The following is a 26,212-nucleotide window of genomic DNA, read 5'->3' as shown; positions in this document are numbered from 1 at the left end:
CTCGCGCGGGTGCGCCCCGCCGAGGGCGCCGGGTGCGCGGTCTCGCCGCGGGCGGCAAGCGGGCGGCGCGGGGCGGCCGTCACGGGGGAAGGGCCGGGGGCGGGTCCTCGGCGCGGGCGCCGGAGCTCGGCTCCGGGCACGGGGCCGGCTCGTCACGGGCCGGGCCCCTGCCACGGTCCCTCGTCACGGGGCCGGGCGGCTACCGGCGCCGGGGGCGCCCCGCACGTTGGGTGACCGCGATGCAGACGAGGACCGCGACCGCCGCCACCGGCGCCGCCGCCGACACGTCCTCGCCGAGCAGGAAGAACGACCACCCCAGGGTCAGCAACGGCTGCGCGAGCTGGAGCTGGCTGGCCCGGGGCACGCCGATCTCCGCCATGCCCCGGTACCAGACGTACAGGCCGAGGAAGGTGGACCCGGCGGCCACCCAGACCAGTCCGATCACCCCGTGCGCGGTCATCCGCACCGGCTCCAGGGGCAGCGCCACCGCCGCCCCGGCCACCGCGAGCGGCAGCGAGAGGACGAGCGCCCAGCCGACCACCTGCCAGCCCGGCATGACCGCGGCCAGCCTGCCGCCCTCCGTGTATCCCGCCGCGCAGACCAGCAGTGCGCCGAACAGGTACAGGTCGCCGGCGGACAGCGCGCCGCCGCTCTGGTCCACGGTGAACGCGATCACCACGCCCGCCCCGGCGAGCGCCGCGAACCAGAAGGCGCGGGGCGGCCGGACCCCGGTGCGGAGCGAGGAGAACACCGCGGTCGTCAGGGGGAGCAGCCCCACCACCACGGCGGCGTGGGAGGTCGTCGAGGTCCGCAGGGCCAGCGTGGTCAGCATCGGGAAACCGACCACGACGCCCGCGGCCACGACGACGAGCCCGGCCCGGTGCGCGCGGTCCGGCAGCGGGACCCGCCCCGCCAGCAGGAACCCGCCCGCGATCAGCGCGGCGAGCACGGTGCGAAGGGCCACCAGGGACCAGGGACCGAAGCTCTCCAGACCCCAGACGGTGGACGGGAAGGTCAGCGAGAAGGCGACGACGCCGAGTCCGGCGAGAACCACACCGCCGCGGTTCGACGCGGTGGTTCCCGCCTCATCGACCGCTATCGTCCTGCTTCTGGTAGCGCTATCCTTGACTCTCATGCACGATCCTAGCAGCGTGGCCCAACTGGCCGATTTTCTCCGGAGTGAGCTCGACCGCTACCCACCAGATGGAAAGCTGCCATCGAGCCGGGCTCTCGTCGAGCGCTTCCGGGTCAGCCCCGTGACCGTCTCCCGGGCCATCGCCCGGCTCGCCGCCGAGGGCCTCGTCGTCACCCGGCCCGGCGCCGGCGTCTTCCGGGCCCGGCCCCGTACGGACACGTCCCCACCGGGCGACACCTCCTGGCAGGAGGTCTCCCTCAGCGGTGACGGCGGCCCCGAGGCGGTGCCGCGCACCGTCGACGCCTCCGGTGTCCTGGTCACGCTCGCCGCGCCCCCGGCCGGTGTCATCGAGCTGAACGGCGGCTACCTCCACTCCTCGCTCCAGCCGGAGCGGGCGCTCGCCGCCGCACTCGCCAGGGCCGGCCGCCGCCCCGGTGCCTGGGACCGCCCGCCCATCGACGGGCTGCCCGAACTGCGGGCCTGGTTCGCCCGGGAGATCGGGCCCGCGCTCAGTGCCGCCGACGTGCTCATCACCGCGGGCGGCCAGAGCGCGCTGACCGTGGCACTGCGGGCGCTCGCCCCCTCGGGGGCTCCGGTGCTGGTCGAATCGCCCACCTATCCCGGCATGCTGGCCGCCGCCCGGGCCGCCGGACTGCGCCCGGTGCCGGTGCCCGTGGACACCGACGGGGTGCGGCCGGAGCTGCTCGCCGCCGCGTTCCGGGCCACCGGCGCGCGGGTCTTCGTCTGCCAGCCGCTCTTCCGGAACCCGACGGGCGCGGTCCTCGCACCCGAACGGCGCGGCGAGGTCCTGCGGATCGCCCGGGCGGCAGGGGCGTTCGTCGTCGAGGACGACTTCGCCCGGTGCCTGGTGCACGACGACGCCGGTCCGCTGCCCCCGCCGCTGGCCGCCGACGACCCCGACGGCGTGGTCGTCCACGTCCGCTCCCTCACCAAGGTCACCTCTCCCAGCCTGCGGGTGGGCGCGCTCGCCGCCCGCGGTCCGGTGCTCGCCAGGCTGCGCGCCATCCAGGTCGTCGACAGCTTCTTCGTGCCCCGGCCGCTCCAGGAGGCCGCGCTCGAACTGGTGGGTTCCCCGGCATGGGGCCACCATCTGCGGTCCGTGTCCGCCGAGTTGAGAAACCGGCGCAACACCATGACGGCGGCCCTGCGGTTCGACCTGCCGGCCCTCGCGCTCCCGCACGTCCCCTCGGGCGGTGGCAGTCTGTGGCTGCGCCTGCCCGGGACGGAGGCGGGCACCGACGAGTCCGCGGTGGTCTCGGCGGCGCTGCGCGCGGGCGTGGCCGTCGCGCCCGGCCGCCCGTACTTCTGTGCCGAACCCCCTTCCCCGCACATCCGGTTGAGCTTTGCCGCGGTCGCCGGCGCGGCCGAGATCGTCGAGGGCGTCCGCCGTCTGCGCACGGCCTGCGAAGAGATCCTGGGGACGTTCCCGGCCGGATCCGGGGACGCAGGTTCGCCGGAGGAGCCGACGGAACCGGGCGGGAGGACGCGGTAGGGGCCGCGAGGCCGTCCGCGGGGCATGCCGGGCCGTCGACGGAGCAGCGCACCGCACGGGCACCACGTTCCCGAACCTTCGTAAAGGCTTGCGATTACCCCCTTGACCCGGATGGCGTTCGGCTCCACGATCGCCGCCATGACCGTGCGAGTCTCGCTCGTCGCCGCGGCCCGCAGTTCCGCGCCGCTCGCCGAGCGCTTCGACGAGGACCGGCCGCTCGATCCCACCGGGTGGCACGAAGTGCGGCTCGCCGCGCACGCCCTGGCACCCCTGGGCGCCGCCGAACTGCGCTACTGCTCGCCCACCGCGCGCAGCCGCGCCACCGGTCGGGCGCTCGGCTACGCACCGCTCGTCCAGCCCGCGCTGCGCGACTGCGACATGGGGCGCTGGCGCGGCTGCACCCTGGCCGACGTCGCCGCCTGCGAGCCCGCCGCCGTCGACGCCTGGCTCGCCGACCCGCGCTCCGCCCCGCACGGCGGCGAACCGCTGCTCGCCTTCATCTCCCGGATCGGGAGCTGGCTGGACACCCGGCCCGCGTGCGAGGGCGCCATCGTGGCCGTCGCGGAACCCGCCGTCGTCCGGGCCGCGCTGGTCTACGCCCTCATGGCCCCGCCGTCGACGTACTGGAACGTCGACGTGCGCCCGCTGTCGACGGTCACGCTCTCCGGTGGTCCGGGGCGCTGGAGCCTGCGGCTCGAAGCGGGAGCCCACTGACCGGGCGTCGTCGACGCCCGCGTCCGCTCCCCGTGCGCGGCGTCGTGCGGGGTGCGGCGTCCCGGCCGCACGCGTACGGCCGGGACGCCGCGCTCTGCGGCGCCGTTCGGTCAGCCCTCCTTGTTGTCCGCGTCCTTGTCGTCCTCGCCCTTGTTCGGGGAGTCGGAGAGGAACGTGAGGGCCTCGGCGATCGCCGTCTCGGCGGTCGACTTGTCGATACCGAGACCCGACAGCACGCCCGCGCCGTCCTCCTGCTCCAGGAGGGCGAGCAGGAGGTGCTCGGTGCCGACGTAGTTGTGTCCCATGCGCAGCGCCTCGCGGAACGTGAGTTCCAGCGCCTTGCGGGCCCCGGCGTCGTACGGGATCAGGTCCGGCACCTCGTCCGCGGCGGCGGGCAGGGTCTCGGTCGCGGCCCGGCGGATCGCGTCCGGAGCGATGCCCTGGGCCTTGACGAAGGCGATGCCCAGCCCCTCCGGCTCGCTGAGCAGCCCCAGCACCAGGTGTGCGGTGCCCACCTGGTCGTTGCCCGCCGCCCGGGCCTCGTTCTGCGCGGCCATGACGACGTTCTTGGCCCGCGGGGTGAAGCGGCCGAAGCCCTGGCTCGGGTCGAGGTCCGAGGGTTCGCCGGGGTCCTTGGCCACGAACCGCTTCTGGGCGGCCTGCCTGGTCACGCCCATGCTCTTGCCGATCTCGGTCCAGGAGGCGCCCGAGCGCCGGGCCTGGTCCACGAAGTGGCCGATCAGGTGGTCGGCCACGTCGCCGAGGTGGTCCGCGGCGATGACGGCGTCGGAGAGCTGGTCGAGGGCGTCGGTGTGGGTCTTCTTGATGGCCTCGATCAGGTCGTCGAGGCGCACGGGATGGGTCATGCGTACGGGATTCACCATGTGTCAACCGTAGGTTGACAGTCGGGAGGTGTCAACCGTGAGTTGACAGTGGAGCTGCCGGGAACGACGGAGCGCGCCGTCCGACGGGGTCCGTCGGACGGCGCGCTCGTTCAGAGGTCGCGCATGCGCTCGGTCATGCGGTCGTGCAAAGGGTGCGTACGCCGCGCGCGAGGGCGCGGGCGCGGGTCAGAGGACGCCGCTGTCCGCGATGGTGATCTTCGCCTGGGGGCGGCCGCTCTGCGTGCCGAGGGCCTCGATCTTCTTGACGAGGTCCATGCTCTCCTCGTTGTCGACCTCGCCGAACACCACGTGCTTGCCGTCCAGCCACGACGTCACGATGGTCGTGATGAAGAACTGGGAGCCGTTGGAGTCGGGGCCGCTGTTGGCCATGGACAGCAGGCCGGGCTTGGAGTGCGCCAGCTTGAAGTTCTCGTCGGGGAACTTCGCCCCGTAGATGCTCTTGCCGCCCGTACCGTTGCCCGCGGTGAAGTCGCCGCCCTGGAGCATGAATTCGGGGATGATCCGGTGGAAGGACGATCCCTTGTATCCGAAGCCCTTCTCGCCGGTCGCCAGCGCGCGGAAGTTCTCCGCGGTCTTGGGAACGACGTCGTCGAACAGTTTGAACGTGATCCGCCCGGCGGGCTCGTCGTTGATGGTGATGTCGAAGTAGACCTTGCTCGTCATGGAACCATCCTGACATCGACGCGTCCGGGGCCGTCCGGCGGGCGCGGTTCCACGCCGTCGGGGCGCCCCCGTCATCCGCAGCGCGGAAGCGGACCGCCCCGGTTGTCCGCACTGCGGAAGGCGGTGGTGCGCGCTGTCCGACTGTGGTTACCTGGGCGCATGATCGTGCTCGTGACCCGCCGCCACGTGGACTACGCGCGTGTCACGACCATGAGTTGTCCCACCGCCCGCTGACGCGGCCCCGTGGTGGCCCATCCCGCGCCGTAGCCGCGCACACCTGCGCGTACGCCCTCCGACACGGAGCCCCGTACGCCTGCTTCCTGCACCCCGCCGCTCACACCGGCACCACCCCGCCCGCCGCCGGGCATCGCACGTGTACCGAGGAGAAGCATGAGCCAGCCGATCGACGCCGTCACCGCCGGCCACACCCCCGAGGACGAGCCGACCGGATCCGCCACCCCCGCCTGGTCGTTCGAGACCAGGCAGTTGCATGCCGGCGCCGTCCCCGACCCGACCACCGGCGCCCGGGCGGTCCCGATCTACCAGACCAGCTCGTTCGTCTTCCGCGACACCCAGCACGCGGCCGACCTCTTCTCGCTCGCCGAGCCCGGAAACATCTACACCCGCCTCCACAACCCCACCCAGGACGTCTTCGAGCAGCGGATCGCCGACCTCGAAGGCGGCGTCGCCGCCGTGGCCCTCGCCTCCGGGCAGGCCGCGGAGACGCTCGCCGTCCTCAACGTGGCGGGCGCCGGCGACCACATCGTCTCCAGCGCCTCCCTCTACGGCGGCACGTACAACCTCTTCCGGCACACCCTGCGGAAGCTCGGCATCGAGGTGTCCTTCGTCGAGGACCCGGACGACCTCGACGCCTGGCGGGCCGCCATCCGGCCCGGCACCAAGGCCCTGTTCGCGGAGACCCTCGGCAACCCGCGCGGCAACGTCCTCGACATCCGCGCCCTCGCCGACATCGCGCACGAGGCCGGGCTGCCGCTGATCGTCGACAACACCGTGCCCACCCCCTTCCTCCTGCGCCCCATCGAGCACGGCGCCGACGTCGTCGTCCACTCGGCGACCAAGTTCCTCGGCGGCCACGGCACCACCCTCGGCGGCGTCGTCGTCGACGCCGGGACCTTCGACTTCGGCGCGCACCCCGAGCGCTTCCCCGACTTCAACGAGCCCGACCCCAGCTACCACGGCCTGCGCTACTGGCCCGCCCTCGGCCCCGGCGCGTACGCCATCAAGCTCCGCGTCCAGCTGCTGCGCGATCTCGGACCGGCCATCGCGCCGCACTCCGCCTTCCTGCTCCTGCAGGGCGTGGAGACGCTGAGCCTGCGCATGGAGCGCCACTCGTCCAACGCCCAGGCGCTGGCGGAGTGGCTGGAGCAGCGCGACGAGGTCGCGGCCGTCCACTACGCCGGACTGCCGTCCAACCGCTGGTACGAGGCCGGGCGCCGCTACCTCCCGCGCGGCGCCGGGGCCGTGCTCTCCTTCGAGCTGCGCGGCGGCGTCGAGGCGGGCAAGCGCTTCGTGGACGCCGTCGAACTCTTCAGCCACCTCGCCAACATCGGTGACGTGCGCAGCCTCATCATCCACCCCGCGTCCACCACCCACAGCCAGCTCGACGACGCGCAGCTCGCCGCCACCGGCACCTCGCCGGGCCTGGTGCGCCTGTCGGTCGGCATCGAGAACCTGGACGACCTCAAGGCGGACCTGGAGGCCGGCTTCCGCGCCGCGAAGGAGGCGTCCTGAACACCGCCGACCACCCCGCCGACGGGACCACCCCAAGGGCGATCCCCCCTCCTGCCACCGGCGCGTGGCAGGAGGGGGACCTCCCGGGGCGCCGCACCTGGTACCACCGTCCGGAGCCCCTGCCGTTGGAGGGCGGCGGCGAGCTCCCGGACGTACGGCTGGCGTACGAGACGTGGGGGCGGCTCGCGCCCGACCGCTCCAACGCGGTCCTCGTCCTGCACGCGCTCACCGGCGACAGCCATGTCGCCGGACCGGTCGGGCCCGGCCACCCCAGCCCCGGCTGGTGGGACGCGCTGATCGGGCCGGGCCGGGCGCTCGACACGGACCATTGGTTCGTGGTGGCGCCGAACGTCCTGGGCGGCTGCCAGGGAAGCACGGGCCCGGCCTCGCCGCGCCCCGACGGCCGTCGCTGGGGCGGGTCGTTCCCCCGGCTCACCCAGCGCGACCAGGTGCTCGCCGAGGCCGGGCTCGCCGACGCGCTGGGCATCGACCGCTGGGCCCTCGTGCTCGGCGGCTCCATGGGCGGGATGCGGGCGGTGGAGTGGGCGGTGTCCCATCCGGAGCGCGTCGCGTCGCTGCTGCTGCTCGCCACGACGGCGGTGGCGAGCGCGGACCAGATCGCCTGGGCCACCGCTCAGCTCCACGCGATCCGCGCCGACCCCAACTGGCGGGGCGGCGACTACCACGACGCAGGACCGGGGCAGGGGCCGCACGCGGGCCTCGGCGTCGCCCGCCGCATCGCCCACATCACCTACCGCGGGGCCGAGGAACTCGACGCCCGCTTCGCCAACCGCGCCCAGGACGGGGAGGACCCCTCGCTGGGCGGCCGCTACCAGGTCGAGTCCTACCTCGACCATCACGCCGCCAAGCTCGTCCGGCGCTTCGACGCGGCCAGCTACGCCGTGCTCGCCGAGGCGATGAACGCCCACGACGTGGGCAGGGGCCGCGGCGGCACGCGCGCCGCCCTCGCCCGGGTGACGGCGCGGACCCTGGTCGCGGGGGTCGACTCCGACCGCCTCTACCCGCTGTCGCAGCAGGAGGAGCTGGCCGCCGGGATCCCCTCGGCCGACCGGGCCCGGGTGGTCGCCTCGCCGTACGGCCACGACGGATTCCTCATCGAGACGCCGCAGATAGCCGCGCTGGTACGGGAACTCCTGGACGACGTACGGGACACGGCCGCCGTTCAGACCGGGTGAGCGCCGCCGTCGGGGGACCGCGTTCCGGTGTCTCCCGGCGGCAGCCCGGCCCGTCGGCGATCCGGGCCGTCGGCAACCCGGCCGGTGGTCGGCAACCTGGTCGGTCGGCAATCCGGCCCGGTCGGCAAGCTGGTCGGTCAGTAGCCCGGGCCGTCGGCCTGGGCCCGCGGCAATCCCGGTTCGTCGGCGACCCCGGTTCGTGAGTGAGCGACTGCTCCCGTCGGAGGCGGGGCCGCCCGCCGCCGTTCCGGACGTCCCGGCCGTGCTGCTGCGGCCGGACGGCCATGAGGTGTGGCTCGGCGCGGACCAGCGGGACTTTCTCGACCGACTCCCCAGATGGTTCGGCGCCGCCGGCTGAGCGCACGGCCTCCACGGCCCGCCCGGCGGGCGCCCGGCCGTGGCCGAACGCCGCATCCGGCCTCGTACCCGGGACTCGGCGCTCCGGCCGGCCCTTCGGCGCCGCGATCGGTCCGGCAGGGCATCAGGGCCGTCCTGCCCGCTGGTCCCGACGAGCCGCGAAGCCGCCCGATGGCCGACGGCGTCCACCGGAGCCGACCGCCGTGGTCGGCACGAGTGCCCCCGCTCACACCGGTCCCTGCTTTGACCTTGACACGGTGACAGGGTCTTCACTGCTTGCCCAGGAGGTGGTCTCGATGACAGTCACGAGACGGGACACGGACGCGGTACGAGCGCTTCGGGGGTTGGAGGACGGCCGTTCGTCCGTGCGACTGAGGGCTGCTCTGGCGGTCGGCACCATGCCCGACCCGCGCTTCGTCGACAAGCTTGTCGAGCGATGCGCGATCGAGCCGGAGTTCTTCGTCCGCGACATGCTGACCTGGGCGCTCACCCGCCACCCGGTGTCCGTGACGCTCCCTGGGCTGCTCCGCGAAGTCCGTTCGGAGCGCGCGCAGGCGCGGAGCCAGGCGCTGCACACGCTGTCCAAGATCGGGGACCGGCGGGCGTGGCCGGCGATCACCCGCCCGCTCCTGGCCGATGCCGAGGACGAGGTGGCGCGGAGCGCCTGGCGGGCCGCGGTCGTGCTGGTGCCGGAGGGCGAGGAGTCCGCGTTGGCCGCGGTGCTGGCGACGCAGCTAGGGCGCGGCGGGCGGGAGACGCAGTTGAGTCTCAGCCGGGCACTGGTCGCGCTGGGCGAAGCGATCGTGCCGGCTCTGCGTGCCGCGACGACGGACCTCGACCCGCGCATCCGCGCGCACGCGCTCGCCACACGACGGCTGCTGCGCGATCCGGACGCCGGGTTCGAGTTCGCGATCGAGGAGGCGAAGCGCATCGTGGTACTCGGCGGATCCGACCGGGAGGGATGACGGGACGTGTTGATCGGCGAGGTGGCGCGGCGGTCCGGGGTCAGTGCCCGCATGCTCCGGCATTACGAGTCGCTCGGTCTGGTGCGTCCTTCGGGCCGCACCGGCTCCGGCTATCGGGAGTACTCCGGGGAGGACATCCGGCGGATCTTCCACATCGAGAGCCTGCGGTCGCTGGGGCTGTCGCTGCGTGAGATCGGACGCGCGCTCGACGACCCCGGCTTCACGCCCTCGGCGCTCGTCGACGACCTCATCCGCCAAACGCGCGAGCGCGTCGCGGCGGAGACCGAGCTGCTCACGCGGCTGGTCCGGATCGACGCCGCAGACCCCGCCGACTGGACGGACGTCCTCAAGGTCGTCGCGCTCCTCCAGGCACTGGGGTCCAAGAGCGCCGACGCGCGCCAGCGCGCGGCCCTCTCCTCGGTCGACGAGGCTCCGGTGCCGGTGGAGGCCCTGGTCGAGGCGGTGCTGAGCGAGACGGAGCCGAACGTCGCCGGGGCCCTTCGATGGGCGCTGGCGCGATCGGGCGGCCGCGGCCCGGCACTGCTGGCCGAGGGCCTCGGCTCACTGGTGGCCGTGGTGCGGGAACGTGCCGTTCAGGCCCTCGCCGAGATGCCCGGTGGTGAGGCCGCCGCGCTGCTGAGGGATGCCCTCACGGACCCCGACGTCGTGGTCCGCGGGTATGCGGCCCTGGCGCTCGGCGCACGTGGCGAGGCCGAGACGGTCCCGACGCTCATCGACATGATCGTGGCGGGAAGGAACGACACCGATGCGGCCGATGCGCTGAGCGTGCTGGCGAGCGACACCGCGACGGCGGACCGGATCGCGAGCGGGCTCGTCGACCGCCTCGCCCGCGACACCACCGAGGCGCCCGCACGCGGACGGCTGACGCAGGCGCTCGGGGGCATTCCCGGGACGCGGGCGTCACGCGCCCTCGCGGAGCTGTCGCACGACGTGGAGCCCGCCGTCGCGCTGACCGCGGCGTACCTTCTTCGCTGTGGTCGGGCGGCCGGAGACCAGTAACGTCCCCGGCTGCCCGACCACGGCCGGTCGGCGGATCCTGAGGGTGATGGTCGGCGGACGACACCATGCCCGGCGCGCGGCGGGAAAGCATTGCCACGGGTGAGAGCTTCGGCTGTCGATCGAGCATCAGGATCCGCCGCGGCGCGTGCTCGCCCGCCATCGACGACTCCGGGTGACGTGCCTGGGACCTTTCGGAGCGGGTGACATCGCGGTGCCGGGCTGAGCCGGGCCCCTGACGGAGCCTGTTCGCGCTGCCTCGACACCGGATGGCCGTTCTCTGCCGCCCCCCGCGCCTGTTTCGCGTGGCGAGTCGGCCTCAGCTCTCGTCTTGCCCGCGCCGTGGGTGCCGTTGAGCCATACGATCATGGAACCCGACGTTAGCGCCCCTCCCGGCAACGTTTGCCCTGTCGCGCCGTCCGGCACTTCCCCGAACTCTCAGCTTCGTTCGAGCAGGGGAGGCCCCATTGCTCGCAGCGTTGGCCACAAGCCCACGTAGCCCCTTCCCCGAGCTCTCGACTTCGTTCGAGCAGGGGAGACCCCATTCGAGGGCTTCCGGCCGCCTTGCGATCGCACGCACCGGACGACGCTCCTTCCGGGCAAACCTTGCCGGTCACGGCAGGGCCAACTCTGCTGCCCGGTCCCATTCGGCCACGCGACGCGCGACGGTCATTGCATAAAAGTGCAGGGGTGCGTATAGTCATGCCATCGACGAGGAGGGTTTCGATGGTGGTACGTGCAGCGGTGGCAGGGGCGAGCGGATATGCCGGCGGGGAGCTGCTCCGCCTCCTGCTGGCCCACCCCGGGGTCGAGATCGGGGCCCTCACCGCCCATTCCAACGCGGGACAGCGGCTCGGCGCGCTGCAGCCGCACCTGCGGCCGCTCGCCGACCGGGTGCTGGAGCCGACCACGCCCGAGGCGCTCGCCGGGCACGACGTCGTCTTCCTCGCCCTGCCGCACGGCCAGTCCGCCGCCGTCGCCGAACAGCTCGGTGACGAGGTGCTCGTCGTGGACATGGGCGCCGATTTCCGGCTCGCGGACGCCGCGGCCTGGGAGAAGTTCTACGGCTCGCCGCACGCCGGCGCGTGGCCGTACGGTCTGCCCGAACTGCCTGGCGGACGCGCGGAGTTGGCCGGGTCCAAGCGGGTCGCGGTGCCCGGCTGCTACCCGACGGCCGTCTCGCTGGCGCTCTTCCCGGCGTACGCGGCCCAGCTGGCCGAGCCCGAGGCCGTGGTCGTCGCCGCGTCCGGCACCTCCGGGGCGGGCAAGGCGGCCAAGCCGCACCTGCTCGGTTCCGAGGTGATGGGCAACATGTCCCCGTACGGCGTCGGCGGGGTCCACCGGCACACCCCCGAGATGGTCCAGAACCTCAGCGCGGCGGCCGGTGAGCCGGTCACCGTCTCCTTCACCCCGACCCTGGCGCCGATGCCCCGGGGCATCCTCGCCACATGCAGCGCCAAGGCGAGGCCGGGGGTGGGCGCCGAGGCCGTGCGCGACGCGTACGAGAAGGCGTTCGCCGACGAGCCGTTCGTCGAGCTGCTCCCCGAGGGGCAGTGGCCCGCCACCGCGTCCGTGTACGGCTCCAACGCCGTGCAGATCCAGGTCGCGTACGACGAGGCGGCGCACCGGATCGTCGTCGTCTCGGCCATCGACAACCTCGCCAAGGGCACTGCGGGCGGCGCCCTCCAGAGCATGAACATCGCCCTCGGACTCCCCGAGGACACAGGTCTCTCCACGATCGGAGTCGCACCGTGAGCGTCACGGCAGCACAGGGATTCTCGGCGGCGGGCATCGCCGCCGGGATCAAGGAAAGCGGAAACCCTGACCTGGCCCTCGTGGTCAACCACGGCCCGCGTCGCGCCGCCGCGGGCGTCTTCACCTCCAACCGTGTCAAGGCCGCCCCCGTCCTCTGGTCGCAGCAGGTGCTCCAGGGCGGCGAGGTCGGCGCCGTCGTCCTCAACTCCGGTGGCGCCAACGCCTGCACGGGCCCCAAGGGCTTCCAGGACACGCACGCCACCGCCGAGAAGGCCGCCGAGGTCCTGCCCGGCCACAGCGCGGGCGAGATCGCGGTCGCCTCGACCGGGCTGATCGGCACCCTGCTCCCGATGGACAAGCTGCTGCCCGGCGTCGAGAAGGCCGCCGCCGCCCTCAGCGAGCACGGCGGCGAGAAGGCCGCCATCGCGATCAAGACCACCGACACCGTCCACAAGACCGCCGTCGCGGGCGGCGAGGGCTGGACCGTCGGCGGCATGGCCAAGGGCGCGGGCATGCTCGCCCCCGGCCTCGCCACCATGCTGGTCGTCCTCACCACCGACGCCGACGTCGACGCCGCCGGGCTCGACTCCGCGCTGCGCGCCGCCACCCGCACCACCTTCGACCGGGTCGACTCCGACGGCTGCATGTCCACCAACGACACCGTGCTGCTGCTGGCCTCCGGCGCCAGCGGGATCACTCCGGACCAGGACGAGTTCGCCCAGGCCGTGCGCGCCGTCTGCGCCGACCTCGCCCGGCAGCTCATCGGTGACGCCGAGGGCGCCTCCAAGGACATCCGGATCGAGGTGATCAACGCCGCGACCGAGGACGACGCCGTCGAGGTGGGCCGCTCCATCGCCCGCAACAACCTCCTCAAGTGCGCCATCCACGGCGAGGACCCCAACTGGGGCCGGGTCCTCTCCGCGATCGGCACCACGAAGGCCGCCTTCGAGCCCGACCAGCTGAACGTCGCCATCAACGGCGTCTGGGTCTGCAGGAACGGCAGCTTCGGCGAGGACCGCGACCTGGTCGACATGCGCTACCGGGAGGTCGCCGTCACCGCCGACCTGGCCGCAGGCACCGAGTCCGCCGTCATCTGGGCCAACGACCTCACCGCGGACTACGTCCACGAGAACAGCGCGTACAGCTCATGACCACGGCGCGGAAGCACACCGCACTCCCGAAGGCGCAGATCCTCATCGAGGCACTGCCCTGGCTGACCCGGCACCACGGCAGGACCGTCGTCATCAAGTTCGGCGGCAACGCCATGGTCGACGAGGAGCTGAAGGCGGCCTTCGCCCAGGACGTCGTGTTCCTGCGCCAGGCCGGCCTCAAGCCCGTCGTGGTGCACGGCGGCGGCCCTCAGATCAGCGCCCAGCTCGACAAGCAGGGCCTGGTCAGCGAGTTCAAGGCAGGTCTGCGCGTCACCACGCCCGAGGCGATGGACGTCGTACGGATGGTGCTGGCCGGACAGGTCCAGCGCGAGCTCGTCGGCCTGCTCAACCGGCACGGCCCGCTCGCCGTCGGCCTGACCGGCGAGGACGCCCACACCATCACCGCCACACGGCACCGCCCGGTGATCGACGGGGAATCCGTAGACATCGGCCGGGTCGGCGAGATCACCGCCATCGACACCGGCGCGATCCAGGCGCTGCTGGACGACGGCCGCATCCCCGTCGTCTCCTCCATCGCCCGTTCCGCCGACGACCACCACGTCTACAACGTCAACGCCGACACCGCGGCCGCCGCGCTCGCCGCCGCGCTGGGGGCCGAGACGCTGATGGTCCTCACCGACGTCGAGGGCCTGTACGAGGACTGGCCGAACAGCGACGACGTGATCAGCCGCCTCACCGCCACGGAGCTGGAGAAGCTGCTGCCCGAGCTGTCCAGCGGCATGGTGCCCAAGATGGAGGGGTGCCTGCACGCCGTGCGGGGCGGCGTCGAGACAGCCCGGGTCATCGACGGCCGGGTCCAGCACTCGATCCTGCTGGAGATCTTCACCGACGAGGGAATCGGCACGATGGTCGTGCCCGACGAGGCACCCGACACCCAGGGGGAGTCATGAGCAACCAGGAGTACGCGCAGCGCTGGCAACACGCCCTCATGGACAACTACGGCACCCCCCGGCTCTCCCTCGTCCGAGGCGAGGGGGCCAGGGTGTGGGACGCCGACGGCACCGAGTACCTCGACTTCGTCGGCGGCATCGCGGTCAACGCGCTGGGCCACGCCCATCCCGCCGTCGTCGAGGCCGTCTCCGCCCAGGTCGGCTCCCTCGGCCACGTCTCCAACCTCTACATCGCGCCGCAGCCCGTAGCCCTCGCCGAACGGCTGCTCCAGCTCTTCGGCCGCGACGGACGGGTCTACTTCGCGAACTCCGGCGCCGAGGCCAACGAGGCCGCCTTCAAGATCGGCCGGCTGACCGGCCGGACCCACATGGTCGCCACCGAAGGCGGCTTCCACGGCCGGACCACGGGGGCGCTCGCGCTCACCGGCCAGCCGGGGAAGCGCGAGCCGTTCCAGCCGCTGCCCGGCGACGTCACCCACGTCCCGTACGGGGACGCCGAGGCCCTGCGCGCCGCCGTCACCACCGACACCGCGCTGGTCGTCATCGAGCCGATCCAGGGCGAGAACGGTGTGGTCGTGCCGCCCCAGGGCTATCTGGAGGCCGCCCGGGAGATCACCCGGGCCACGGGGACCCTGCTCGTCCTCGACGAGGTGCAGACCGGCATCGGCCGCTGCGGCCACTGGTTCGAGCACCAGGCCCACCAGGGCGTGGAGCCCGACGTCGTCACCCTCGCCAAGGGGCTCGGCGGCGGGCTGCCGCTGGGCGCGACCGTCGCCTTCGGCCCGGCCGCCGAGCTGCTGAAGCCGGGCCACCACGGCACGACGTTCGGCGGCAACCCGATCGCCTGCGCCGCCGGTCTGGCCGTCCTGGACACCCTGGCGACCGACGGAGCCCTGGACCGGGTGAAGCGGCTCGGCGAGCGGATCCGGGACGGAGTGGAAGGTCTCGGGCACCCTCTGGTCTCCCACGTCCGCGGCTCCGGCCTGCTGCTGGGTATCGTGCTCACCGAGCCCCGCGCGCCCCAGGTGCGACAGGCGGCTCAGGGAGCCGGAATCCTGGTGAACGCCCCCGCCCCCGACGTCCTGCGGCTGATGCCGCCGCTGATCATCGGTGACGCCGAGGTGGACGCGTTCCTCCGGGCACTTCCCGGCGCCCTCGACGCGGTACACGGGGACGGACGATCCGGAGAATGAGGCGACGACGATGACCGAGGCGCAGGAGACCGAGCAGAGCGGGCCCTCCGTGCCGCAGACCCGCACCGCGCGCCACCGCCGGATCGTGGACATCCTGAACCGGCAGCCGGTGCGCTCGCAGAGCCAGCTGGCCAGGCTGCTCGCCGACGACGGGCTGAGCGTCACCCAGGCTACGCTCTCCCGCGACCTCGACGAACTGGGTGCGGTGAAGATCCGCAACACCGGGGGCGAGCTGATCTACGCGGTGCCGAGCGAGGGCGGATTCCGCACCCCGCAGGCGCCGCTGGGCGGATCCGCGAAGGAGGAGCGGATGCGCCGGCTCTCCGCCGAACTGCTCATCTCGGCGGAGGCGTCGGCCAACCTCGTCGTGCTGCGCACGCCCCCCGGCGCCGCGCAGTTCCTCGCCTCGGCCATCGACCAGGCCGAACTGCACGACATCCTCGGCACCATCGCGGGCGACGACACGCTGCTGCTGATCAGCCGGGACCCGGCGGGCGGTCAGGCCCTCGCCGACCATCTGCTGCGCCTGGCCCAGAACGAGCGCTGACCGACGCGGCGTCCGGTGCCGCGGGGCCGGTCCCGGGCGTCACCGGGACCGGCCCCGCGCACGCTTCGTACGTGCCGCCGGCCGCCCGTCGTCACGGACGCGTCGGCCACCGGCTCGTGCACGCTCTCAGTAGCGGATGATCGAGGTCGGGCCCGAACGGGTTCCGATCGCGATGTGCGGACGACGGGCCGGTTCCACCCAGCCGAGGATCCGGTCCATCGCGGCCGCCGGTACGGAGACGCACCCGGCGGTCGCGCCGCGTCCGTCGACGTGGAGGAAGATCCCGGCGCCGCGCCCGCGCACCGGGCGCGCGTAGTTGAAGCCGATGACGAGGGCGCGGGCGTACTGCGTCGGATGGTCGGCCAGCCGCTCCGCCTCGCCCGCCCGGCAGTCCGCGGGCCGGGGCTCCACCCAGCGGTTGTAGGCGCGCGCCGCGTTGTCCTGGCACCACCAGGAGCGGCCGGTGATCCGGCGGTACGGATGAACGGTGCCGTGCGGCGCCGCCCCGGTCCCGAAGGCGTACGGCAGGCCGTACAGACCGGTGGGCGTGGTGGAGGTGCCCTGCCTGCGGGTCGCCCCCTCGGCCAGGCCCTTCGCGCCGAACCGGGCCGGTGCCGACCCGGCCCTCGTCCAGACGCCCCGGCGCAGGTCCCACCAGGTGACGGTGCCCGTGGTGGAGCCCCTCGCCGGAGCCTCGGCCGTGATCAACTGAAGTCCGCCGCCGGTGTCCGCCATCCGGGCGGGCAGGGGCGGCGCGGCGACGGGCCGGGCCGCGGCCGTGCCCGCCAGTGCGAGCAGGACCGTACCGATCAGCAGGGATCTGGGCATGCCCGGACGGTAGACCCCGCGGCGCGCCGCCGCACCCGGACCCGCCCCGGACGGCTCAGAGCCTGGCGGGCGGCCACGCCCACCGCCAGGCGCTCAGTCCCGTTCCGCGCCCGGCATCGCCGGCAGCGGGAGCGGCAGGCCCGGCAGCCCGTCGATGCTCGTCGCGACGTGCTCCTTCTTCTCGAAGTACGCGCTCAGCGACGCGTCGTCCTCGCGGGCGAAGCGCTGGGCGTGCAGGGGCCGGTCCGCGTCGTACGACATGAGGGGGACGGCGAACCCGCAGGTGTCCCGGATCAGTTCCGCCCGCACCACGATGACGGCGCGCAGCCCGTGCGGGCCGGGATCCACGTGGCGGAAGTGCCGGAGCAGCGACGGGAACCGCGGGTCGTCGCGGAAGACCGGCTCCCCGCGGCCGTGCACCCGCACGATGTTCGGCGGCCCCTGGAACGCGCACCACATCAGGGTGATGCGGCCGTTCTCCCGGAGATGGGCGATGGTCTCGGCGTTGCTGCCCGCGAAGTCCAGGTAGGCCACGGTCCGTTCGTCGACGACCGCGAAGGAGCCGCTGACGCCCTTGGGGGAGAGGTTGACCGTGCCCTCGCCGTCCAGCGGCGCGGTCGCGGTGAAGAAGATGCGCTGTTCCTCGATGAAGGTCCTGAGCCGCCCGTCGATTCGTTCGTACGTCTTTCCCATGGCGGCCATTGTCGCCGCGGAGCCTCGGCCGGTGCAGACCGCTCCGGTGGTCGGGACGCGTACGGCGAGGGCGCGACCCGGTGCGCACGGGGGAGCGCGGGGCGGTGGTGAGCCGGTCGTCGTGGGGGTCCGCTCCGGCGGCGGGAAGGGAGTGAGGGCCGGCGACGCGCCGCCCACCAGCACCTTTGACAAACCATACGGAGGACTGCATAGTTATACCCATCAGTGATTGCACCGTAAGGAGAAACCCGTGACCGAGCGCGTCGTACTCGCCTACTCGGGCGGCCTGGACACCTCCGTCGCCATCGGCTGGATCGCCGAGGAGACGGGCGCCGAGGTCATCGCCGTTGCCGTGGACGTCGGCCAGGGCGGCGAGGACCTGGACGTCATCCGCAAGCGCGCGCTCGCCTGCGGTGCCGTCGAGGCCGAGGTCGCGGACGCGAAGGACGAGTTCGCCGAGGGCTACTGCCTCCCGGCGATCAAGGCCAACGCCCTCTACATGGACCGCTACCCGCTGGTCTCGGCCCTGTCCCGGCCGGCCATCGTCAAGCACCTCGTCGCCGCCGCGAAGAAGCACGACGCCGGCATCGTCGCCCACGGCTGCACCGGCAAGGGCAACGACCAGGTCCGCTTCGAGGCCGGCATCGCCGCGCTCGGCCCCGACCTGAAGTGCATCGCCCCGGTCCGCGACTACGCGATGACCCGCGACAAGGCGATCGCCTTCTGCGAGGAGAAGAACCTCCCGATCGCGACCACCAAGAAGTCCCCGTACTCCATCGACCAGAACGTCTTCGGGCGCGCCGTCGAGACGGGCTTCCTGGAGGACATCTGGAACGCGCCGATCGAGGACATCTACGAGTACACGCAGAACCCCGCCACCCCGCGCGAGGCCGACGAGGTCGTCATCTCCTTCAAGGAGGGCGTCCCGGTCGCCATCGACGGCAAGCCCGTCACCGTCCTCCAGGCCATCCAGCAGCTCAACGAGCGGGCCGGCGCCCAGGGCATCGGCCGGATCGACATGGTCGAGGACCGCCTCGTCGGCATCAAGTCCCGCGAGGTCTACGAGGCCCCGGGCGCGATCGCGCTGATCACCGCCCACCAGGAGCTGGAGAACGTCACCGTCGAGCGCGAGCTGGCCCGCTACAAGCGGCAGGTCGAGCAGCGCTGGGGCGAGCTGGTCTACGACGGCCTGTGGTTCTCGCCGCTCAAGCGCGCCCTGGACGGCTTCATCGAGGAGGCCAACCAGCACGTCACCGGCGACATCCGGATGACCATGCACGCCGGCCGCGCCGTCGTCACCGGCCGGAAGTCGGAGCAGTCGCTCTACGACTTCAACCTCGCCACCTACGACACCGGCGACACCTTCGACCAGTCCAAGGCGCAGGGCTTCATCGAGATCTTCGGCCTCTCGTCGAAGATCGCCGCCAAGCGTGACCTGTCCTGATCCCCAGCTGTTACGTCACCGCCTCCCCGGACCCTCCGTGCGGGGAGGCGGTCGCACATCCACCCCTTGTCCTTCCGAGGAGCACGCAGTGAGCAACGGCACCAGCAACGGCGACGTACGGCTCTGGGGCGCCCGCTTCGCCGACGGTCCCGCCGAGGCCCTGGCCAAGCTGTCCGCCTCCGTCCACTTCGACTGGCGGCTCGCGCCGTACGACATCGCGGGCTCCCGCGCCCACGCGCGCGTGCTGAACAAGGCGGGCCTGCTCACCGATGACGAGCTGGACCGCATGATCGCCGGGCTCGACCGGCTCGAATCCGATGTGGCGGACGGTTCGTTCACCGGCACCGTCGCCGACGAGGACGTCCACACCGCGCTGGAGCGCGGCCTGCTGGAACGCCTCGGCCCGGAACTCGGCGGCAAGCTGCGCGCCGGCCGTTCCCGGAACGACCAGATCGCCACGCTCTTCCGGATGTACCTGCGCGACCACGCCCGGATCATCGGCGGGCTGATCGCCGAGCTCCAGGGCGCGCTGGTCGGCCTCGCCGAGGCCCACCCGGACGTCGCGATGCCCGGCCGTACACACCTCCAGCACGCCCAGCCGGTCCTCTTCGCGCACCATGTGCTGGCCCACGCGCAGGCCCTGTCGCGGGACGCCGAGCGGCTGCGGCAGTGGGACGAGCGGACGGCCGTCTCCCCGTACGGCTCCGGCGCCCTGGCCGGTTCGTCCCTGGGCCTGGACCCGGAGGCGGTCGCCGCCGAGCTGGGCTTCGAGCACGGGTCCGTCGGCAACTCGATCGACGGCACGGCCTCCCGCGACTTCGTCGCCGAGTTCGCCTTCATCACCGCGATGATCGGCGTGAACCTCTCCCGGATCGCGGAGGAGGTCATCATCTGGAACACGAAGGAGTTCTCCTTCGTCACCCTGCACGACGCCTTCTCCACCGGCTCCTCGATCATGCCGCAGAAGAAGAACCCCGACATCGCCGAGTTGGCGCGCGGCAAGTCGGGCCGCCTCATCGGCAACCTGACGGGCCTGATGGCCACGCTGAAGGCGCTTCCGCTGGCGTACAACCGGGACCTCCAGGAGGACAAGGAGCCGGTCTTCGACTCCTGCGACCAGCTGGAGGTCCTGCTCCCGGCGTTCACCGGGATGATGGCCACCCTGACCGTCAACCGCGAGCGCATGGAGGAGCTGGCCCCGGCCGGGTTCTCGCTCGCCACCGACGTCGCCGAGTGGCTGGTCAAGCAGGGTGTGCCGTTCCGCGTCGCGCACGAGGTCGCGGGCGCCTGCGTGAAGGAGTGCGAGCAGCAGGGCATCGAGCTCGACCAGCTGACCGACGAGCAGTTCGCGAAGATCTCCGGGCACCTGACGCCCGAGGTCCGCACGGTCCTGAACGTGCCCGGCGCGCTCGCGTCCCGCAGCGGACGGGGCGGCACCGCCCCGTCGGCGGTGGCCGTCCAGCTCAACGAGGTGAAGGCCGACCTCGCGGTCCAGCAGGAGTGGGCCGCCGCGAAGAAGAACTGACGACGGTGCGGGAAGCCGGAGGGCGGGAGGGCGCGCACGCGCTCCCGCCCTCCGGTTCCGCCGGGCCGGGTTACGTTGACGGGGGAGCGCACCCGAACGACGAGGAGCCCACGATGCCCTTCGCACGGCTGGCCACAGCGACGACGCCGACCGCCCACATCGGGCTCGGCCTCGCGGCGGTCGGCAGACCCGGCTACATCAACCTGCACCGCGACCGCGACCTGCCCGGCGACCGCGGCGTCGAGGCGCTGCGCGAACGCACCCACGAACTGCTGGACGCCGCCTACGCGCAGGGCGTCCGCTACATCGACGCGGCCCGCTCCTACGGCCGTTCGGAGGAGTTCCTCGCCGACTGGCTGAAGGCGCACCCGGAGGCGGACGACGTCGTCGTCGGCAGCAAATGGGGCTACACCTACACCGCCGACTGGAAGGTCGAGGCCGAGGCGCACGAGGTCAAGGACCACGGCCTCGCCACGTTCCTGCGCCAGCGTGCCGAGACCGGCGCCCTGCTCGGCGACCGTCTCGACCTCTACCAGATCCACTCGGTCACCGTCGACAGCCCGGCCCTGACCGACCGGGAGCTGCACGCGCGGCTCGCCGGGCTCGCCGCCGAAGGGGTCACCGTCGGCCTCTCCACCAGCGGTCCCCGGCAGGCCGACGCCATCCGGGCCGCACTCGCCGTCACGGTCGACGGCGAGCCGCTCTTCCGTACCGTCCAGGCCACCTTCAACGCGCTGGAGACGTCGGCCGGAGCGGCGCTCGCCGAGGCGCACGACGCCGGACTCACCGTCATCGTCAAGGAGGGCATGGCGAACGGGCGGCTCGCCGGAACGGAGGCCCCGGCGGTGATCCGGGAGATCGCGGCCGACGCCGGGGTGGGGGCGGACGCGGTCGCACTCGCGTTCGTCCTGTACCAGCCGTGGGCCGGAGTGGTGCTCTCGGGCGCGGCGACCGTCGACCAGCTCGCCGGGAACCTGCACGCGGCCGTCGTCGACCTGGACGAGGAGCGGCGCTTCCGGCTCGGCGCGCTCGTGGAGGATCCGGAGGCGTACTGGCGGCACCGGGCCGCGCTGCCCTGGGGCTGAGCGAGGGGGCGCGTGAGCGGTGCGCCCCGGCCGGTCCGGTGCGCCGGGGGGAGCGGGGCCGACGAGGCAGCGGGGCGGGGCCGATGAAACCGAGCGAGCCTCTGTCACATCGACGGCCCCCGGCGCGTCATCACGGTGACGGATCACGACGGAGGAAAAGGCCACTGTGGAGACGAACGAGTTGCTGGCGGAGCGCTTCGAGGAGAACCGGAGCCGGCTGAAGGCCGTGGCCCACCGGATGCTCGGCTCGGCGAGCGAGGCGGAGGACGCCGTCCAGGAGGCCTGGATCCGACTCAGCCGTACCGACAGCGCGGCGATCGAGAACCTGGGCGGCTGGCTGACGACGGTCGTCGGGCGGGTGTGCCTGGACATGCTCCGCTCCCGCCGCTCCCGGCGCGAGGCGTTCCTGGACGAGGCGTTCCCCGGCACGGGAGTGCCCGAGGCGCACGCCCCCGAACCCGTGCTCGGCGCCCGTCCGGACGACGACCCCGAGGAACAGGCGCTGATGGCCGACTCGGTCGGCCTCGCGATGCTGGTCGTCCTGGAGACGCTGGACCCGGCCGAGCGGCTCGCGTTCGTCCTGCACGACATGTTCGCCGTGCCCTTCGATGAGATCGCGCGGGTCGTGGACCGTACCCCGGCCGCGACGCGGCAGCTCGCCAGCCGGGCCCGTCGCCGGGTGCGCGGGGCGGATCCGGCGACGGGGCCCGAGCACGCCCGCAGGCGCGAGGTCGTCGAGGCCTTCCTGGCCGCCGCCCGCGGCGGTGACTTCGAGGCCCTCGTCGCCGTGCTCGACCCGGACGTGGTCGTGCGCTCGGACGCGGGCACCGGTGGTGCGGGCATGCCGATCGTGGCGCGGGGCGCCGCGGCCGTGGGCCGCCGGGCGATGATGTTCGCGCCGTTCGCCCGTTCGTCGCAGCGGGCCCTGGCCGGCGGGGAACCGGCGGTCGTCTCGATGCGTGAGGGCGGGCGGTTGTCGGTGATGGTCTTCACGATCGAGCGGGGGAGGGTCGTCGCCCTGTCCGTCACGGAGGACCCGGCGCGCCTGCCCGGCCTCGATCTGACCGTCCTCGACGGCTGACGGGCGCCGACCCCGTGCGGCGGCGGTGGCGGCCACCGCAGGGGGTCGGGGCGACCCGGCGCGCGGTCGGCTCAGCGCGCGCCGCCCCGACGCCCGTCCGCCCACCCCGCGAGCGTCTCGAAGTCGCCCGCCAGCAGCCCGGTGCGCGGATCGATCCACAGCAGCAGTGCCGCCGCCCCCTGCCCGTGGACCCACTCCCGGTCCCGGTCGGCGATCTCGTCGTCGATCCAGGCGAACGCCCGGCCGGCCGCGTACGCCACGATGTACGGCGTCTTCCAGTACGTGTCCTCGGGAGCGGCGACGGGAAGCGACGGCCAGTCGATGTACGGCAGCGGGGGCAGTCCCAGACGCGGCCCGATCCACACGTTGGCCTCGTCCATCCAGGTCGTCGCCCAGACCAGCTCGTAGCGCCCGGCGAGGCCGAGCAGCGCCCGGCCGTGCTCCGGGTTGAGCAGGACGGGCAGCGGCGGTCCGAACTCCCAGCCCGTCGGGCGTGTCCAGTGCCGCGTGTAGCCGTCCGGGACACGACGGTTCAGGAGTGCCGCGTACGGGTTGAGCGGACCGTCGATGTCGATCAGCAGCAGCGGCTTCATACCGACATGGTCCTCTTTCGTCCGCCGCGGTGGCGACGGTCCCGTACGGCGCGGGGCGACAGGCCGCTCGGTACGGGCGACGGTCTCCCGCGGTACGGACGACGACCCTCATGAGACACGTTTGTCTCATGTGGTTTATCGTTGTCTCATGAGTCTCGACCGTGAACAGGTGCTCCGCAGCGCCGCCGCCCTGCTGACCCGAAAATCGACCGCCACCATGGACGAGGTCGCCCGGGCCGCGGGCATCGGGCGCGCCACCCTGCACCGGCACTTCGCGGGACGGGATGCCCTGGTCAGGGCGTTGGAGGACCTGGGCATCCGGGAATTCGAGGCCGCGCTCGACGCCGCCGCGCTCGACGAGGGCACGTCCGAGGAGGCGCTGCGGCGGCTGGTCGCGGCCGTCGAGCCGAGTGCCGGGCTGCTGTCCTTCCTCGTCACGGAGAACCAGCTCTTCGAGGGCGACGAGCTGAACGAGGGCTGGAACCGGCTGGACGCCCGGGTCGCCGCCTTCTTCCGGCGCGGCCAGGAACGCGGCGAGTTCCGGATCGACCTCACCCCCGCCTGGCTGACCGAGACCCTCTACGGACTCTTCTCCACCGGGGCCTGGGCCGTTCAGGCGGGCCGGATCGCCGGGCAGGACTTCCAGTACATGATCGTCGAGTTGCTGCTCGGCGGCGCGCGTCGGAGCGTAGGACGATGAGCACACTCGACCAGCACGTGCAAGCCCCTCGGGAACTGCGGCGGCCGGGGCGGTGGATCGCCCTGGCCGTCCTCGTCCTCGCGGTGCTGCTCGTGGCCGTCGACGCCACCGTCCTCGGTCTCGCCACGCCGTTCCTCACCGAGGACCTCAAGCCGTCCGGCACCCAGCTGCTCTGGATCGGCGACGTCTACTCCTTCGTCATCGCGGGTCTCCTGGTCTCCATGGGGAGCCTCGGCGACCGCATCGGCCGCAAGAAGCTGCTGCTGTGCGGGGCGATCGCGTTCGGCGCGGTCTCCGTGCTCAACGCGTACGCGAGCAGCCCCGAGATGATGATCGCGGCCAGGGCGCTGCTCGGGGTCGCGGGCGCCACTCTGATGCCGTCCACGCTCGCCCTGATCCGCAACCTCTTCCACGATCCGCGCGAGCGCAGTCTCGCCATCGGCATCTGGGGAGCCATGGCCTCGGCGGGTGCGGCCGTCGGTCCCGTCGTCGGCGGGTTCCTCCTGGAGCACTTCTGGTGGGGCTCGGTCTTCCTGATCAACCTGCCCGTCATGGCCGTCCTGGTCGTCGTCGGCGCCAGGATGATCCCCGAATCGAAGAACCCGGCCCCGGGACCCTGGGACCTGGGCAGTGTGGCGCTGTCGTTCCTCGGCATGATCGGTGTCGTGTACGCCGTCAAGGAGATGGCCGCGCACGGGGTGGGCTGGGGTGCGTCCATCGCCGGTCTCGGCGGTCTGGCCGCGCTCGGCTGGTTCGTACGCAGGCAGCTCACGCTTCCCGCGCCCCTGCTGGACATGCGTCTCTTCCACCACCGCGGCTTCTCCGGCGCGGTCCTCGCGGACCTGTTGACCATCCTCGGCCTGTCCGGTCTGGTCTTCTTCCTCTCCCAGTTCCTTCAACTGGTGCAGGACCGCCGACCGCTGGAGGCGGGACTCGCCGAACTGCCCGCGACCGTCGGGGCCGTCGTCGCGGGTCTGGTCGCCGGGCGGGTGGCCCGCCACTACTCGGTGCGCTCGGTGGTGTCCGGCGGTCTCGGCGCGATCGGGCTGGCGCTCGCCGCGGTCACCGCGATCCACAAGGAGACCGGCTATCCGCTGATCGGTGCCGTGCTGCTGGTCGTCGGCGTCGGCGCGGGGTTCGCGTTCACGGTCACCGCGGACGTGATCCTCTCCAGCGTCCCGAAGGAGCAGGCGGGCGCCGCGGGCGCGGTCTCCGAGACGGCGTACGAACTCGGCGCGGCCCTCGGCATCGCCCTGCTCGGCTCCGTCGTCACCGGCGTCTACCAGGACTTCGTCACCCCGGAGGGCATCCCGGCCGCCGCCGCGGCAGCCGCCCACGACTCACTGGGCGGGGCCGTCGAAGCGGCCCACGGCCTACCGGCGCCGCAGGCCGACGCGCTGGTCGCCGCGGGGCAGGAGGCGTTCGTCGAGGGGCTGCGGCTCGCGGCGGGCGCGGGTGCGGCGGTCCTGCTGGCGACCGCCGTCGCGGCCTGGTTCCTGCTGCGCGGCCAGAAGCTGGCGGAGGGCATCGTGCCCGAGTAGCCGCCCACCGCCCGCCCGCGCACCAGGAGTGTCGGGCACACCGGCGGCACACGCACGAAATCCGGGCGGTGCGCATGCGAAAGGGGTCCGTACCCACACCGGGTACGGACCCCTTCGCCCTGCCGTGCGTCAGCTCACGCGGCCTTGGCCTTCGTTGCGTACATGTCGACGTACTCCTGACCGGACAGCCGCATCACCTCGGCCATCACGGAGTCGGTCACCGCCCGCAGCACATAGCGGTCCCGGTCCATGCCCTCGTACCGGGAGAACTCCATCGGCTCGCCGAAACGGACCGTCACCTTCCCGGGACGCGGCAGACCGGCGCCGGTGGGCTGCAGCTTGTCCGTGCCGATCACCGCGAACGGCACCACGGGCGCGCCCGTCATCAGCGTCAGCCGCGCGATGCCGGTACGGCCCCGGTAGAGCCGGCCGTCGGGGGACCGGGTGCCCTCCGGGTAGATGGCGAAGGCCTTGCCCTCCTCCAGCACCCGACGGCCCGTCATCAGCGCCGCGACACCGCCCCGGCCGCCGTCCCGGTCCACCGGGATCATGCCGCAGCCCGTGAAGAACCAGGCCATCGCGCGGCCCTTGAGCCCCTTGCCCTTCACGTACTCGTCCTTGCCGATGTAGAACACCGGCCGGTCGCAGCAGATCGGCATGATCATGGAGTCGATGAACGTCAGGTGGTTGCCCGCGAGGATCACCGGACCGTCCCCGGGGATGTTCTCCGCGCCCTCCACCTGGGGGCGGAACATCAGGCGCAACAACGGTCCGAGCACTGCCTTGATGAGCGCGAGTCGGGACAACGGTTCCTCCGGTGTAGCGGCCGGGCCGGCCGGGGCGCGGGATCGTGACGGTCCATGCAGGTGAGGACGATACTCGCGGGTACCCGCCGACCGCACGTCGGGTTCATCCAACGGATACCGGACGTTGACACGTGTTTGCGCC

25 protein-coding genes are annotated in these 26,212 nt (G+C 72.9%); 18 read left to right on the top strand and 7 right to left on the bottom strand.

The genetic code is table 11. The annotated features are described in order from the left end of the window. Positions 1 to 199: 199 nt before the first annotated feature. On the bottom strand, positions 200 to 1,135 hold the full coding sequence (locus AB0E67_RS19785; RefSeq protein ID WP_362028253.1) for a DMT family transporter: 936 nt from the start codon (positions 1,133 to 1,135) through the stop codon (positions 200 to 202). Between AB0E67_RS19785 and AB0E67_RS19780 the strand changes: the two genes are divergently transcribed. Together AB0E67_RS19780 and AB0E67_RS19775 are read left to right on the top strand one after the other, a co-directional pair. Beyond that, entirely contained in the window at positions 1,134 to 2,648 is a 1,515-nt protein-coding gene (locus AB0E67_RS19780; RefSeq protein ID WP_362028250.1) for a PLP-dependent aminotransferase family protein, read from the top strand. The two genes, AB0E67_RS19785 and AB0E67_RS19780, sit on opposite strands and share 2 nt — an antisense overlap. A 138-nt stretch (positions 2,649 to 2,786) precedes the next feature. Further along, complete coding sequence (locus AB0E67_RS19775) at positions 2,787 to 3,362, top strand: histidine phosphatase family protein (RefSeq protein WP_362028248.1); 576 nt, start codon at positions 2,787 to 2,789, stop codon at positions 3,360 to 3,362. Positions 3,363 to 3,472: 110 nt separating this feature from the next. Here the strand turns inward: AB0E67_RS19775 and AB0E67_RS19770 are convergent, their stop codons facing one another. Both AB0E67_RS19770 and AB0E67_RS19765 read right to left on the bottom strand, forming a co-directional pair. Beyond that, positions 3,473 to 4,246 carry a Clp protease N-terminal domain-containing protein gene (locus AB0E67_RS19770; protein WP_362028245.1) on the bottom strand — a complete coding sequence of 258 codons (774 nt, stop codon included), beginning with the start codon at positions 4,244 to 4,246 and terminating at the stop codon, positions 3,473 to 3,475. A 186-nt stretch (positions 4,247 to 4,432) separates the two neighbouring features. Beyond that, positions 4,433 to 4,930: a peptidylprolyl isomerase gene (locus AB0E67_RS19765; RefSeq protein WP_362028242.1), complete on the bottom strand. Its 498-nt coding sequence runs from the start codon at positions 4,928 to 4,930 to the stop codon at positions 4,433 to 4,435. 390 nt (positions 4,931 to 5,320) lie between these two features. Between AB0E67_RS19765 and AB0E67_RS19760 the strand changes: the two genes are divergently transcribed. The 10 genes from AB0E67_RS19760 (at position 5,321) to AB0E67_RS19715 (ending at position 15,774) form a co-directional block, all read left to right on the top strand. Continuing rightward, complete coding sequence (locus AB0E67_RS19760) at positions 5,321 to 6,682, top strand: bifunctional o-acetylhomoserine/o-acetylserine sulfhydrylase (protein WP_362028240.1); 1,362 nt, start codon at positions 5,321 to 5,323, stop codon at positions 6,680 to 6,682. Then, positions 6,679 to 7,878 carry a homoserine O-acetyltransferase gene (locus AB0E67_RS19755; RefSeq protein ID WP_362028377.1) on the top strand — a complete coding sequence of 400 codons (1,200 nt, stop codon included), beginning with the start codon at positions 6,679 to 6,681 and terminating at the stop codon, positions 7,876 to 7,878. The genes AB0E67_RS19760 and AB0E67_RS19755 overlap by 4 nt, the downstream gene beginning before the upstream one ends. 199 nt (positions 7,879 to 8,077) lie before the next feature. Then, a complete protein-coding gene (locus AB0E67_RS19750; protein WP_362028387.1) occupies positions 8,078 to 8,236 on the top strand; it encodes a hypothetical protein in 159 nt (52 codons plus the stop codon). A gap of 295 nt (positions 8,237 to 8,531) precedes the next feature. Further along, positions 8,532 to 9,200 (top strand): HEAT repeat domain-containing protein, encoded by a 669-nt coding sequence (locus tag AB0E67_RS19745; RefSeq protein ID WP_362028237.1) that lies wholly within the window; start codon positions 8,532 to 8,534, stop codon positions 9,198 to 9,200. A 6-nt stretch (positions 9,201 to 9,206) separates the two neighbouring features. Continuing rightward, positions 9,207 to 10,220, top strand: a complete 1,014-nt coding sequence (locus tag AB0E67_RS19740) for a MerR family transcriptional regulator (RefSeq protein WP_362028234.1) — start codon at positions 9,207 to 9,209, stop codon at positions 10,218 to 10,220. Positions 10,221 to 10,943: 723 nt separating this feature from the next. After that, on the top strand, positions 10,944 to 11,972 hold the full coding sequence (gene argC, locus AB0E67_RS19735; protein ID WP_362028231.1) for an N-acetyl-gamma-glutamyl-phosphate reductase: 1,029 nt from the start codon (positions 10,944 to 10,946) through the stop codon (positions 11,970 to 11,972). Continuing rightward, on the top strand, positions 11,969 to 13,123 hold the full coding sequence (argJ, locus tag AB0E67_RS19730; RefSeq protein WP_362028229.1) for a bifunctional glutamate N-acetyltransferase/amino-acid acetyltransferase ArgJ: 1,155 nt from the start codon (positions 11,969 to 11,971) through the stop codon (positions 13,121 to 13,123). Before argC ends, argJ begins: the two co-directional genes overlap by 4 nt. Continuing rightward, entirely contained in the window at positions 13,120 to 14,034 is a 915-nt protein-coding gene (gene argB / locus AB0E67_RS19725; protein WP_362028226.1) for an acetylglutamate kinase, read from the top strand. Before argJ ends, argB begins: the two co-directional genes overlap by 4 nt. Further along, positions 14,031 to 15,227: an acetylornithine transaminase gene (locus AB0E67_RS19720; RefSeq protein WP_362028223.1), complete on the top strand. Its 1,197-nt coding sequence runs from the start codon at positions 14,031 to 14,033 to the stop codon at positions 15,225 to 15,227. Before argB ends, AB0E67_RS19720 begins: the two co-directional genes overlap by 4 nt. 10 nt (positions 15,228 to 15,237) lie before the next feature. Beyond that, positions 15,238 to 15,774 carry an arginine repressor gene (locus tag AB0E67_RS19715; RefSeq protein WP_073787752.1) on the top strand — a complete coding sequence of 179 codons (537 nt, stop codon included), beginning with the start codon at positions 15,238 to 15,240 and terminating at the stop codon, positions 15,772 to 15,774. Between the two features lie 126 nt (positions 15,775 to 15,900). On the opposite strand, the gene AB0E67_RS19710 is transcribed toward AB0E67_RS19715, so the two are convergent. Next, positions 15,901 to 16,602, bottom strand: coding sequence for a L,D-transpeptidase family protein (locus AB0E67_RS19710; protein WP_362028220.1), 702 nt, complete (start codon positions 16,600 to 16,602; stop codon positions 15,901 to 15,903). A gap of 93 nt (positions 16,603 to 16,695) precedes the next feature. Next, positions 16,696 to 17,295: a pyridoxamine 5'-phosphate oxidase family protein gene (locus AB0E67_RS19705; RefSeq protein WP_362028217.1), complete on the bottom strand. Its 600-nt coding sequence runs from the start codon at positions 17,293 to 17,295 to the stop codon at positions 16,696 to 16,698. A gap of 250 nt (positions 17,296 to 17,545) precedes the next feature. Between AB0E67_RS19705 and AB0E67_RS19700 the strand changes: the two genes are divergently transcribed. The 4 genes from AB0E67_RS19700 to AB0E67_RS19685 all read left to right on the top strand — a co-directional run bounded on the left by AB0E67_RS19700 (position 17,546) and on the right by AB0E67_RS19685 (position 22,430). Next, positions 17,546 to 18,739 carry an argininosuccinate synthase gene (locus AB0E67_RS19700; protein ID WP_362028214.1) on the top strand — a complete coding sequence of 398 codons (1,194 nt, stop codon included), beginning with the start codon at positions 17,546 to 17,548 and terminating at the stop codon, positions 18,737 to 18,739. A gap of 88 nt (positions 18,740 to 18,827) precedes the next feature. Next, the gene (gene argH, locus AB0E67_RS19695; protein WP_362028211.1) at positions 18,828 to 20,264 is read left to right on the top strand and encodes an argininosuccinate lyase; all 1,437 of its coding nucleotides are present in this window, start codon (positions 18,828 to 18,830) and stop codon (positions 20,262 to 20,264) included. Between the two features lie 113 nt (positions 20,265 to 20,377). Continuing rightward, positions 20,378 to 21,349 (top strand): aldo/keto reductase, encoded by a 972-nt coding sequence (locus AB0E67_RS19690; RefSeq protein ID WP_362028208.1) that lies wholly within the window; start codon positions 20,378 to 20,380, stop codon positions 21,347 to 21,349. A gap of 166 nt (positions 21,350 to 21,515) precedes the next feature. Then, positions 21,516 to 22,430: a sigma-70 family RNA polymerase sigma factor gene (locus tag AB0E67_RS19685; protein ID WP_362028206.1), complete on the top strand. Its 915-nt coding sequence runs from the start codon at positions 21,516 to 21,518 to the stop codon at positions 22,428 to 22,430. A 71-nt stretch (positions 22,431 to 22,501) separates the two neighbouring features. Here AB0E67_RS19685 and AB0E67_RS19680 read toward each other — a convergent pair whose 3' ends face one another. Continuing rightward, on the bottom strand, positions 22,502 to 23,023 hold the full coding sequence (locus AB0E67_RS19680) for a hypothetical protein (protein WP_362028203.1): 522 nt from the start codon (positions 23,021 to 23,023) through the stop codon (positions 22,502 to 22,504). A 148-nt stretch (positions 23,024 to 23,171) separates the two neighbouring features. On the opposite strand from AB0E67_RS19680, the gene AB0E67_RS19675 reads away from it, so the two are divergent. Then, positions 23,172 to 23,723, top strand: coding sequence for a helix-turn-helix domain-containing protein (locus AB0E67_RS19675; RefSeq protein WP_362028200.1), 552 nt, complete (start codon positions 23,172 to 23,174; stop codon positions 23,721 to 23,723). Then, complete coding sequence (locus AB0E67_RS19670; RefSeq protein ID WP_362028197.1) at positions 23,720 to 25,264, top strand: MFS transporter; 1,545 nt, start codon at positions 23,720 to 23,722, stop codon at positions 25,262 to 25,264. Before AB0E67_RS19675 ends, AB0E67_RS19670 begins: the two co-directional genes overlap by 4 nt. Positions 25,265 to 25,398: 134 nt before the next feature. Here the strand turns inward: AB0E67_RS19670 and AB0E67_RS19665 are convergent, their stop codons facing one another. Continuing rightward, a complete protein-coding gene (locus tag AB0E67_RS19665; protein ID WP_362028194.1) occupies positions 25,399 to 26,070 on the bottom strand; it encodes a lysophospholipid acyltransferase family protein in 672 nt (223 codons plus the stop codon). Positions 26,071 to 26,212 lie beyond the last annotated feature (142 nt).

It is taken from the genome of Streptomyces sp. NPDC032161 (assembly GCF_040636995.1).
Lineage (GTDB): Bacteria > Actinomycetota > Actinomycetes > Streptomycetales > Streptomycetaceae > Streptomyces.
The sequence above is the reverse complement of the archived record's forward strand: the minus strand, read 5'-3'. Positions and strand labels throughout refer to the sequence as shown.